This window comes from Staphylococcus sp. HMSC069E10 (genome assembly GCF_001809205.1).
Classification (GTDB): domain Bacteria; phylum Bacillota; class Bacilli; order Staphylococcales; family Staphylococcaceae; genus Staphylococcus; species Staphylococcus hominis.
Window position 1 is genome coordinate 1 of the sequence record NZ_KV796504.1, and the last position, 952, is coordinate 952.

The following is a 952-nucleotide window of genomic DNA, read 5'->3' on the forward strand; positions in this document are numbered from 1 at the left end:
TAGTGCATACCTTTTTTGTTTATTGATGTGATCAAAAAACATAACAGCAATTCTCTCTCATAAACCTCATATGTTATGATACGTCCGCCCCACTTTGAGAAGCGGCTAAAAAAACCCCTCACTTACGATACGCTTCTGTAAACTGACCCCAATTAGTGGGAATTATATAAAAACACTTTCGTTGAATTCATATTAAAATGAATCATGCGGAGGTGTTTTTTCTATGAAAAGAGTTGCTTATTCAGTAGAAACAAAGTATAAAGCTGTTGAAATGAAATCAGCAGGATTTTCAACAAAAGAAATTATGGAAGAATTAAATATTAGAAATAGAACACAAGTGAAAACTTGGTGGCGATGGTATCAAAATGGGGAAAGTTATAGATTTTCACAACACGTTGGTAAACAATATACCTACGGTAAAGGATTAGAAGAGCTGTCAGAAGTAGAACAATTAAAATTAGAAAATAAGAGAAAAGATATAGAATTGGATATTTTAAAAAAGTACAAGGCATTGGAAAAGAAGTGGTACCAACAGTAGTCATAGATTTAGTGGATCAATTAAAAGGAAACTATTCAATCAAATTGATACTAGAAGTATTAAACATACCTAAATCAACATATTACCGATGGAAAAACAAAACCTATAAAAATGATACTGTAACACAAAAAGTCATTGAATTATGTGAAGCTAACCACTATACCTACGGTTATCGTAAGATTACAGCACTGATTAATCAATGTTATACATCACCAATTAATCATAAAAGAGTACAGAGAATTATGTAGAAGCATCATTTGAACTGCCGAGTTAGACCTAAAAAACGACAAGGATAGGTAAACCGTATTATAAAACAGACAATTTATTACAAAGACAATTTAAAGCGAGTTGTCCCATGGAAGTATTATCAACCGATATTACTTATTTAGGTTCTGTTGCAAAGTTGAATTTATA

Annotated in this window: 1 pseudogene; it reads left to right on the plus strand. The window is 31.3% G+C overall.

Features of this window, described 5'->3' with window-relative positions:
- Positions 1–223: 223 nt before the first annotated feature.
- Positions 224–952 (plus strand): annotated as a pseudogene (locus HMPREF2561_RS10670) (IS3 family transposase); the annotation flags it as partial.